The 10,331-nt window shown below is 70.4% G+C and carries 6 protein-coding genes and 2 tRNA genes; 4 read left to right on the forward strand and 4 right to left on the reverse strand.

Features of this window, described 5'->3' with window-relative positions:
- Positions 1 to 520: 520 nt before the first annotated feature.
- The 3 genes from ACFU7D_RS26165 to ACFU7D_RS26175 all read right to left on the reverse strand — a co-directional run bounded on the left by ACFU7D_RS26165 (position 521) and on the right by ACFU7D_RS26175 (position 2,485).
- Positions 521 to 1,162 carry a response regulator gene (locus ACFU7D_RS26165; protein ID WP_378872913.1) on the reverse strand — a complete coding sequence of 214 codons (642 nt, stop codon included), beginning with the start codon at positions 1,160 to 1,162 and terminating at the stop codon, positions 521 to 523.
- Positions 1,159 to 2,304 carry a MacS family sensor histidine kinase gene (gene macS, locus ACFU7D_RS26170; protein ID WP_378872915.1) on the reverse strand — a complete coding sequence of 382 codons (1,146 nt, stop codon included), beginning with the start codon at positions 2,302 to 2,304 and terminating at the stop codon, positions 1,159 to 1,161. The genes ACFU7D_RS26165 and macS overlap by 4 nt, the downstream gene beginning before the upstream one ends.
- Positions 2,305 to 2,412: 108 nt before the next feature.
- Positions 2,413 to 2,485, reverse strand: a tRNA-Glu gene (locus tag ACFU7D_RS26175).
- A gap of 115 nt (positions 2,486 to 2,600) precedes the next feature.
- Between ACFU7D_RS26175 and ACFU7D_RS26180 the strand changes: the two genes are divergently transcribed.
- From ACFU7D_RS26180 to ACFU7D_RS26190, 3 genes are all read left to right on the forward strand, one after another.
- Positions 2,601 to 2,674, forward strand: a tRNA-Phe gene (locus ACFU7D_RS26180).
- Positions 2,675 to 2,799: 125 nt separating this feature from the next.
- On the forward strand, positions 2,800 to 6,234 hold the full coding sequence (locus tag ACFU7D_RS26185) for an SCO7613 C-terminal domain-containing membrane protein (protein ID WP_378872917.1): 3,435 nt from the start codon (positions 2,800 to 2,802) through the stop codon (positions 6,232 to 6,234).
- A 33-nt stretch (positions 6,235 to 6,267) separates the two neighbouring features.
- Positions 6,268 to 7,608 (forward strand): hypothetical protein, encoded by a 1,341-nt coding sequence (locus tag ACFU7D_RS26190; protein ID WP_378872919.1) that lies wholly within the window; start codon positions 6,268 to 6,270, stop codon positions 7,606 to 7,608.
- A gap of 42 nt (positions 7,609 to 7,650) precedes the next feature.
- Here the strand turns inward: ACFU7D_RS26190 and ACFU7D_RS26195 are convergent, their stop codons facing one another.
- Positions 7,651 to 7,851 (reverse strand): DUF3073 family protein, encoded by a 201-nt coding sequence (locus ACFU7D_RS26195; protein ID WP_378727534.1) that lies wholly within the window; start codon positions 7,849 to 7,851, stop codon positions 7,651 to 7,653.
- 287 nt (positions 7,852 to 8,138) lie between these two features.
- On the opposite strand from ACFU7D_RS26195, the gene ACFU7D_RS26200 reads away from it, so the two are divergent.
- Positions 8,139 to 10,286: a PhoX family protein gene (locus ACFU7D_RS26200; protein WP_378872921.1), complete on the forward strand. Its 2,148-nt coding sequence runs from the start codon at positions 8,139 to 8,141 to the stop codon at positions 10,284 to 10,286.
- The last annotated feature ends 45 nt before the right edge of the window (positions 10,287 to 10,331 follow it).

Consider the following 10,331-nt stretch of genomic DNA (forward strand, 5'->3'; position numbering starts at 1 on the left):
CCCCGGAGTCAAGGACGGCCTGCGGCCGCCGGCTACGCCGGCCGCTTCGCGGTCCTGGACACCGGACCATGTCGAGAAAGATTTGGCTGGCTATCGGGGCGGCGGCCCGGGTGTGGTCGCCAGGTGCTGGCTCCTCCGGAGGTAGCTGTTTCCGAGGCGAACGAAAATTCGTTCACCCCACCGCCACACCAGGACCGCCCCCTCCGGCGAGGGGTACCCGGGCCCGAACGAAAGTTCGTTCACCCCACCGGCCAGCCACCCGTCCCAAGCCCGTGCCCAACCAAGACCGTCGCGCCAAACCCCTGCCGCCGGCCCGATAGCCAGCCAAGTCATTTCTCGGCGACGGCCGGTGTCAAGGATCGCCGAAGGCGACCGGCGAAGCCGGCGGCCGCAGGCCGTCCTTTACTCCGGGCGTCGCCGAGAACACCCTCCAAGCAAGGGTCGGCGGCAAACACCAACCCCAAAGAGCACCGACGAACCGCGTGCCAGAAAGAAGACCCAAGGCGCCATCGGCAGGACCTCAGTCGGCGTCCAACCCCTGCTCGATGGCGTACCGAGTGAGCTCGACCCGATTGTGCATCTGCAACTTACGCAGCGTGTTCTGCACATGGTTCTGGACAGTGCGATGAGAGAGCACGAGCCGGTCGGCGATCTGGCGATAGCTCAGACCCTTGGCGACGAGCTTGAGGATCTCGGTCTCGCGATCGGTGAGCGTGGGCTTGTCGCCACGCACCTCGGTGGCGGCGCTGTGCTGGAACTCGCCCAAGACGAGACCCGCGAGGCCGGGGGTGAAGACCGGGTCGCCCGCTGCGACACGGCGTACGGCGTCCAGGAGCTCGTCTCGAGAGGCGGACTTGACCAGGTAGCCGGTCGCGCCGGCCTTGACCGCCGCGAGCACGTCGTTCTGCTCGCCGGAGGCGGAGAGGATGAGGACCTTGGCCACCGGGTGCAGCGAGATGATCTCGGTGGTGACCTGGACACCGTCGGGCTCGGGGATCTGCAGGTCGAGCACGACCACCTCCGGCCGGGTCGCGGCGAACCGGGTGATCGCCTCACGGCCGGTGCTGGCGGTGGCCACGACCTCGAACCCCGCACCGGTCAGGTCGCGCTCGACCGCGTCGCGCCACATCGGGTGGTCGTCGACGACCATCACTCTGCTCATGCATCCACTCCTGTTCGGGGGACCGTGAGCTCCCACTCGGTCCCGGTTGCTCCGGTGATCAGTTCCGCCTGGCCGCCGAGGTCCTCGATCCGGCCACGGATCGACTCGCTGATGCCGAGCCTGCCCTGCGCCCCGGCCTCGACGACCCTGCCCTCCGCGATGCCCGGGCCGTCGTCACGCACCGAGACCTCGACGTGGTCGGGGAATGCCTGCAGGAGCACCCAGGCACGGGCGTCCTCACCGACGTGACGGCGTACGTTGTCCAGGGCCGCGCGGGTCGCGGCGACGATCTCCTCGGCCTGGTGGGCGGGCATCTCGACGGCGGTCGCGGGTCCGGACACGGTCACGGTGCCGGTCTCGAGCTCGGCCAGAGCGGCGGCGAGATCCCTCATCCCGGCAGCCGGGCCTCGGCCGGGCTGCTCGCCACGGATCAGCGCACGCAGCTCCCGCTCCTGCTCCCCCGCCAGCCTGCCGAGCTCGGCGGCGTCACCACCCAGCTCACCGCCGCGGCGCTGGACCAGGGCGAGGACCTGGAGCACCCCGTCGTGGACCGCCCGGGCGAGCCGGGCCCGCTCCTCGGCCCGCGCGGCCGCACGCTCGGCCTCGTCCCGCTCCAGCGCCATCCGCTGCACCGACTCGCACATGTAGCCGACCACCGGGCCCCCGATGAGCAGCAGGAACGCGTTTCCGTAGATCGCCTGGTCGATCTCCTGACGCTGCACCAGATCGACGGCCGCCAGGGCCACCCCGGCCAGCAGCCCGCCGATCCAGCGGTAGTGGATCGCGCACGCGAGCAGCGCGCCGCTCACCCAGAACCCCGGCACGCTCGCCTGGAACCCCGGCCCCTTCACCAGCGGGGTCACGAGCAGAAGTCCGAGCGCGATCGCCAGGTCTGCACCGACGAGCACCGCCGTGCGGCGGTGTGGGTCGGCGTACGCCCAGAGGGCGAAGACGGTCCACCCCACCATGACGAGCGCGCAGACCAGCGCGGCCGCGGGCGGGTCGAAGTTGGCGGCGCGGTAGACGGTCAGCCCGAGCGCGTTGATGAGCACGACCACGCGCAACACCGCCAGCGCCCGGAAGAGCCGGCTCTCGACCTCGATCGCCGCTGGCGACGTCCACGCACTCACGCTGGCAGTCATGCTGGGAAGTGTCGCATCCGCGCGACCTGGTGCGTCCTGGATATGAGTATCCGTGCGGATGCCGGCCGGGCGCTCGCGCAGCGAGACTCGGGACATGGAAAGACTGTGTACCCCCTACCGGATTCGAACCGGCGCTACCGCCGTGAAAGGGCGGGGTCCTGGGCCGCTAGACGAAGGGGGCCTGCCGGGACATCCTAGAGGTCTGCGTCCGAGGCCGCCAAAGCGAGGCCGTACGTCCGGTTTCGGGTCCCGATTCGGAACGTCGCGGGCGCTTCCGGTAATGTTTCATCTCGCTTGGGCAGGTAGCTCAGTTGGTACGAGCGATCGCCTGAAAAGTGATAGGTCGGCGGTTCGACCCCGCCCCTGCCCACAAGCAACAACCGGCTTCGACCTGCAGTTATGGGTCGAAGCCGGTTGTCATTCCGGATCAAGTCTCAGCGCACACCCTGCGTTTCCCGCACGCGCATCGGCGGAACTACGCAAGGATGGCTGGCTGTGAAGTACGCCGATCCTGGTCGCTGCCCCGACTGCCGGGAGGCCTTCGAGCCCGGCACCAGCCCCTGCCCGCACTGTGGGCTGCCGCTGGAGAACGCTGTCGCGCAAGAGCTCTACGGCACCCTGCTGCGGGCAGACGTACTCATGACCCGGTTGCGCTCGATCCGGGAGGAGGCGAGCCGAGCCGCGCGACGGACCCCACCGCCCGCTCCCGTGCCGGTCTCCGCGCCTCCCTCGGCGCCGCCGCAGATCCAGCCCGAGCCCGAGGTCACACCCCTCCCTGCGCCGCCCCCGGCCCCAGCCGCGACCGCCATGGCCGGACCGGCGCCGTTCCCCGGCGCTCCGGTCGCCCGGCGGGCGCCGATCACGGTGCCGCTGATCCTGGTCGGCGTCGGCGTGCTCTTCCTGCTGGTCGCGGGCGTCATCTTCCTCGCGGTCGCCTGGGCCACGATGGGCGTCGGCGGCCGCACCACGATGCTGGTCGTCTTCACCGCCCTCTTCACCATCGGCGGCGCGCTACTGATGCATCTCGAGCTGCGGGCCGGCACCGAAGGAGTCTGGACGCTCGCGCTGGGCCTGCTCGCCCTGGACGTAGCCGGGATGAAGTACGCCGGTTGGCTCGATGGAGTCGCCTGGGACCGTGGATTCCTGGTCATCGTCGGCGTGGTCGTCTTCCTGGCCGGCACCGCGATGTCCTTGATCGGCGCGCGCAGCGAGAAGCTCACCGCGGTGATCGGGCCACAGGTGGCGGCCGCCGCCGGCGTACTCACCGCCCTGATCGGTCTCGAGCTCATCTCCGACCTCATCTGGTTCCCGCTGGTCGCAGCGGTCATCGCCCTCGTCGTGGTGATCGTGGCGAGCAAGACCGACCTGCAGGCGCTGACCATCGGCTCGATGGTCGTGATGGCCGGCTTCTGGTTGATGCTGCTCGTCCGCGGCCTGACCGATCCCGCGCTGACCGGTTCCGAGCTGCTGACAGGCGGCACCCTGCCGCTGCTGCTCGGCGCCGCCGCGGCGCTGACGGTCGTGGCACTGCTGTTCCCGCTGCCCAAGGACGCCAAGGTCGCGATGGTCGGGGTGTCTCTCCTGATCGCCGCCTACACCTTCACCCAGCCCGCTCTCGATGACGGCGCGGTCACCCTGACGGTCGTGGCCGTGGTGGTCACCCTGGTCGCCGCCGGCGCACTCGTCGCGCTCCCCCGGCCTTGGCGTTGGGCCGCCGCCGCGTTGACGCCGTACGCCGTGGGCCTGGGCATCACCGTCCTCGTCCTGGCGGTCTCTGCCGCCGTCCGGCTCGCGGCCGTGCCCTGGACCGAGTCCGCGTTCTCCCCGGTCACCGGTCCGGAGCCGTTGCTGCCGGGCTGGCTGACGCTGCCGGCGATGCTCCCGATCCTCGCCCTCGGCACCGCCTGGCTCTTCCGGTTCAACCCGCCCGCGTTCCGCACCTACCGGCCCACGGTCGGCTGGATCACCTTCTCCGGCGGCCTCTCCGGGCTCGCGATCACGGCCGCCTGCTACAGCGCCCCGCTGCTGATCCCGGCGCTGCTGCTGCTCGGTGTCGCCGTCGCGCTCGCCTGGTGGGCGGAGCGGTGGCCGCGGCTGCTCGCCGCGGGCATCTTCGGGCTGGTCGCGCTCGCCGCCGCCCTGCCCAGCGACCTGCTCACCGTGGTCGTCGCACTCGCCCTGGCGGCGGTGGCCGCGTACGCGGGTCAGGGTCTGCTCGGCGCCGATCGTGAGGTCACCGCCAGCTACTCGGTCGTGACACTCGCCCTCGGCCTGTGGTCGCTCGCCCCGCTGATCGACGCGGAGCGGCAGTGGGCCGCGTGCGTGATCGTCACGGTCCTCGGACTGATCACGCTCTTCCGCTTCCGGGGGTCGGGCTGGTGGGCGGCCGTGGCCTGCGCCGCGATCTCGATCGGGATCGGCGCGGTCGACGTCACCTGGGCGGCGGTCCTGCTGACCATCGCCACCATCCTCGCCGCGGCCATCGGCCTGCACCACCGCCAGCCGCCCGCGCTGGCCGTGGCAGGCACCGTCGGCCTCGGCGCGGCCACGGCCGCGGTGCTCTCCGGCGACGTGCTCGCGCTGTCCGTGACCCTCATCCTCACCGCCCTCGGCCTCATCGTCGACCGCGTCCAGTCCGGCACGACCCGGGAGGTCGCGACCGCCTACTGGATCCTCGCGCTGACCGCTGCCGTGTGGCAGGCGGCCCGGCTGGCCGACATCGAGCGTCCTTACACCGCGGTGGTGGTCGTCGTGGCGATGGGCGTCATCGTGCTCGTACGCCGCAGCCCCGCGATCGAGGCAGCGGCCGCCGCCGGCGCCGCGGTGTCGATCGGGCTGGGTGCCTTCGGTGAGTCCTGGACGCTCGACACCGACTGGCTGGCGATCCTGCTGCTGATCGCCGGCGTCATGTGCATCGCGACGATCCTGCGTCACGATCCGCAGCAGTCCGGGCCACGACTCACGGTCGCCGGTCTGCTCGGCCTCGGATCGCTCGGTGCCGCCTTCACCAACGAGCTGCTGGCGCTGGTGGTGGCCGGAGTGCTCACCGTCGCGGCGGTCGCCGTGGACCGGCTCACCCAGGAGCTGCAGACCAAGGCCGTCACCGCTCCCTACTGGATCGTCACGCTGACCGCGTTCTGCTGGATGTTCGCCAGCCTCATCGACATCCCTCAGCCGTACGCCGCTGCCGGGATCATCGTCATCCTGGCCGTCGTCACCATCTTCCGGCTGCTGCCCTCGGCCGAGATCACCGCCGCGGTCGCCGCGGTCGTCACGATCGTCGTCGGCACGGTCAGCCTCGGCCCCGAGATCGTCCTGACCCCGGACGGGCCGACCGCGGTCGGTTCCCGCGGGGTCGATCTCCCCTGGCTGAGCACCCTGCTGATCCTCGCCGCCGCCGCCGTCTCCGCGCACGCGATCGCCCACCACGAGCGTCGCTGGCTGGGGTGGGTCGGCGCCGGCCTTGCCACCATCGCGCTGTGGATCCGGCTGGCCGACACCTCGGTCACGACCTGGGAGTACTACACCCTGCCGCCCGCGATCGCGCTGGTCATCTTCGGCGTGGTCAAGCTCCGCCTCGACCGGGAGGTCGCCTCGCTGCCGGTGCTCGGGCCGGGCGTCTTCCTCGCGCTCATCCCGTCCGTACCGGCGGCCCTCGAGGACCCGGTCTCGATGCGGACCGCGGTGCTCGGCCTCGCCTGCCTGGCCTTCATCATCGGCGGCGCCTTGCTGCGCTGGGCGGCACCCCTGGTCGGTGGCGCCGTGGTCGCCTCCGTCCTGGCCCTGGCCCAGATGCCGTCGGCGCAGACGCTCCAGCAGTGGTGGGTGCTCGGTGCGGCCGGACTCCTGCTGCTCTTCCTCGGCATCACCTGGGAGGCGCGGCTCCACGACCTGCGCCGGGCCACTGCCTATGTCCGGGGGCTGCGTTAGGCCTGTCCCCAAGCGCCCGGAAGACTGGAGCCGATGTTCCCCGAATTCAAGGTCGTACGTCGCCAGCGCCCCGTCACGATCACGGTCGAGTCCAGCACCTTCTCCCGGCCCGCGGCCAACGCCGCGATCGAGGCTGTCTGTGACGGCCCGGTCTCGCTCAGCTTCACCTCGGGTGGGGATGTGCTCACCGGTGTCTACGACGGGCGGCGAGTAAAGCTGTCGGTGGCGACGGGGTCGCGGCGTACGTCTCACGTGAGCCGGCGCCACGGCCGGGTCGGTCGCGGGGTGGCCCGGTTCGCGCTGACGCTGACCGGGACGATGCTGACCGCGATGGCCTACAAGGACGACGGCTGGGTGGCCAGAGCGCAGGTCGACCTCACCGAGGTCGGGATCGAGCCGCGGAAGGAGTCGTGGCTGGCCGGCCTGACCGCAGGCCACGAGGGCTCGGCCGGGGAGGTACGCAGCGGCGCCTTCGGGCAGCTCGGCCTGCGCGACATCCGGGTGGTGACGTACGCCGACGGCTCGCCGTTCCACGAGGACGACGGCACCCTGCTGCTCACCGCCACCAGCGCCGGGCCGGGCTTCTTCCCCACGGCGCACACCTCGGTGTGGGCGCTGGACCCGGTGACGTACGACCTCGTCCACCGCGGGGCGCTCTACTTCCGCAGGGACGACCTGGTCTACGGCGACCACGCGACCCACCTCGTGCGCGACGGCGACGAGTGGCTGGTCGCGACGAGCACCTGGGGAGGTTTCAAGGCCCCGGACAAGACCGACCCCAGCAAGCCCTGGAGCCCGGTCGGGGTCACGATCGCACACTCACGCGCGGACCTGACCCGAGGCGAGCACGTCCTCGACTCGACCCCGCTCGTCCTGCCGACTGAGAGCCCCGAGAGCCCCGAGCGCCGGCACAGCAGGTCGGTCGGGGTCTGGGACCCCCATCTCCTACGCCGCGACGGCGAGTGGCTGGTCGGCTACGTCAGCGCCAAGAAGTACTTCGACTTCCATCCCGTGCTCGCCGGCGGGCCGAGCCTGGACGCGCTCAGCCTGCGGGCAGCGCGAACCGACCGGACGGCCACCGAGGGCACCACGCTCGTACCGCTGGGCGGCACGGTCGTCGTCGGCGCCAGCGACGGACGTGACAACCCGCGTCACGTCCGTGCTCGCTACCCGATCTTCGACCTGGACCTCAATGAGGTCGCAGAGCTCCGCTCGGCGTACGTCTCGAACCTTCCGTGGCCCACGCTGATCCCGCTGGGGGACGAGTGGTTGCACGTCGCCTTCGACGGCACGCCCTACGGCGGCCGGCTACCTGGCTACGGCACTCACGGGGAGGTTGTCCTGAGCCGATCGACCCGGGGCCGATCAGTCTGAGGGGATGTCGACCAAGGCGTTGCCACCGTTGGTCGACAAACCCTAGTCGCGCGAGGATCCCGCGTCGTAGTCCGACCAGTCGTCGTAGTCGTCCGGCTTCTGATCGGACTTCTCCGTCGTCTGACCGGTGTCTTCATCACCATGAAGTTCGCGCGCAAGGGCCCCGAAGTCCGTCTCATAGGTCCGGTACTTCAGGTCGCGTGCGACCTTCGTCTGCTTGGCTTTCGCTCGGCCGCGCCCCATAGGGTCCAGCCCCCTCGTCGCACTTGGCCGGGATAGTCCCGGGCTGTTCACAGGTTTCTCGTAGGGATAACGCTACCGGTTCATGCCAAGAATCCGCACGCCGGGGTGTCGAAAATCCGTTCGCTAGCAGCGAATGTTACTGACGTCACACGAATCTGAGCCTGATGACTCGTCATTCGCCGTTCACCCGGACGACAGATTGAGGGGTCGGACGGTTGTCTCGCCGCGCATAGCCTCCCTTCCGATTCTCGGGAGACCTGACACCACGCGTCTTGAACGGAACTGCAGTGACCGAACTGAGCGACATCCAGACCGACACCGCCTGCCCCTCGTGCAGCGACGAAGGTGCCCCCGCCGTGACGAACGGCCGCCGCACCATGTTGTCGCTGCTGCCCATGAGCGGCCACACGCGCGGCAAGCGCAGCGCCGTGACCTGCGCCCTCAAGTGCGACAGCGCGTGCGCCAAGCCCGTGCCCAACACCTCCGACAACGAGTACTTCCGCGACATCGCGGGTTCGGTGTTCAGCCGCCGCAGGATGCTGGGGTTCGCGGGCATCAGCGCGGGCGCGATCGCCCTGGGGGCCACCTCGCCCGCCGCCGCGGCCGCTGTGACCGGTCCGGTCGCCTCGGGCGGCATCCAGGCCGGCCGCGGCAGCGGCCGCCCCGGCAACCTGCCCTTCGCGCCGATCTCGCCGGTCGACGCCACGGTCGACGAGCTCGTCGTCCCGCGCGGCTACACCTGGGAGCCGATCCTGCGCTGGGGCGACCCGATCCTGGCCGGTGGTGAGCCCTTCGACGCCTCCGCGCAGACCGCCGCGAAGCAGGAGCTCGCCTTCGGCTACAACTCGGACTACCTCGACATCATCGTGACCAACAGCGCCGGCACCAAGGCGCTGCTCTGCAACAACCACGAGTACGTCAACGCCGGCATCATGTTCCCGCCGGACATCGACCCGACCGAGGCCGTGAAGATCGCCATGGCCGCTCACGGCTTCTCGATCGTGGAGCTGGAGCGCTCCCGCAAGGGCAAGAAGTGGACGTACGTCCAGGGTGCCCCCAAGAACCGCCGGATCACCGCCACCACGACCTTCAAGGCGACCGGCCCGGCCGCCGGCTCCGACCTGCTCAAGACGGTCGACGACCCGACCGGCACGACGATCTCCGGCATGGTCGGCAACTGCTCCGGCGGCACCACCCCGTGGGGCACGATCCTCACCGGCGAGGAGAACTTCAACGGCTACTTCCTGGCCGCCGGGACCAGCGCGAGCGACAAGCGCTACGGCCTCGCGAGCGGGACGAAGACGACGTACGGCTTCGAGACCGTCGAGGCCCGCTGGGACGCCCGCAAGCCGGGCTACGAGAACGAGCCGAACCGGTTCGGCTACATCGTGGAGATCGACCCCACCGACCCGACCTCGACGCCGCGCAAGCACACCAATCTCGGTCGCTTCAAGCACGAGGGCGCCAACGTCACGATCTCCAAGTCCGGCCACGCCGTCGCCTACATGGGCGACGACGAGCGGTTCGACTACCTCTACAAGTTCGTCTCCAAGGGCACGTACAACCCGCGCAACCGCGCCGCGAACCTCGACCTGCTCACCGAGGGCGACCTCTACGTCGCGCGCCTCTTCGGCGACTCGGCCCCGGCCGAGATCGACGGCTCGGGCACGCTGCCGGCAGACGGCAAGTTCGACGGCTACGGCCAGTGGGTGCCGCTGGTCCTGAACGGCGCGAGCCGCGTCCCGGGCATGACGGTGGCCGACGTGCTCGTCTACACCCGCCTGGCCGCCGACCAGGTCAACGCGACCAAGATGGACCGTTGCGAGGACGTGGAGCCGTCACCGAAGACCGGCAAGGTGTACGTCGCGTGCACCAACAACACCGACCGCGGCAAGGTCGGCAAGGAGTCGGCCACCGAGCCCAACCCGCGCAACACCAACCGTGACGGCCACATCGTCGAGATCACCGAGGCCCGCAACGACGCGGCCGCGGGCACCTTCACGTGGTCGCTGCTCCTCGTCGCCGGCGACCCGGCGACCAACAAGTCGACCTACTTCGCCGGCTACCCGGTCGACAAGGTCTCGCCGATCTCCTGCCCCGACAACGTCGCCTTCGACTCCGAGGGCAACCTGTGGATCTCCACGGACGGCGCACCGAGCACGATCCAGAAGTGCGACGGGCTGTTCAAGGTCCCGCTGGAGGGACGCGAGCGCGGCCACGTCCAGCAGTTCCTGTCGGTCCCGCGCGAGGCCGAGACCTGCGGCCCGGTCATCCACGACAAGGACGGCTCGGTCTTCGTCGCCGTCCAGCACCCTGGTGAGGACGGCTCCTGGGCCGACCAGCACTCGCTGTTCCCGGACTACGTGGACGGCACCGCCGCCGTCGGTGAGTTCGCGGGTCCGCGGCCGTCGGTGGTGCAGGTCTTCAAGAAGTAGCGCCGAGAGACGCCGAAGGGCGCCGGAGCAGTCGCTCCGGCGCCC

Source organism: Nocardioides sp. NPDC057577, assembly GCF_042801335.1.
Classification (GTDB): Bacteria; Actinomycetota; Actinomycetes; order Propionibacteriales; family Nocardioidaceae; genus Nocardioides.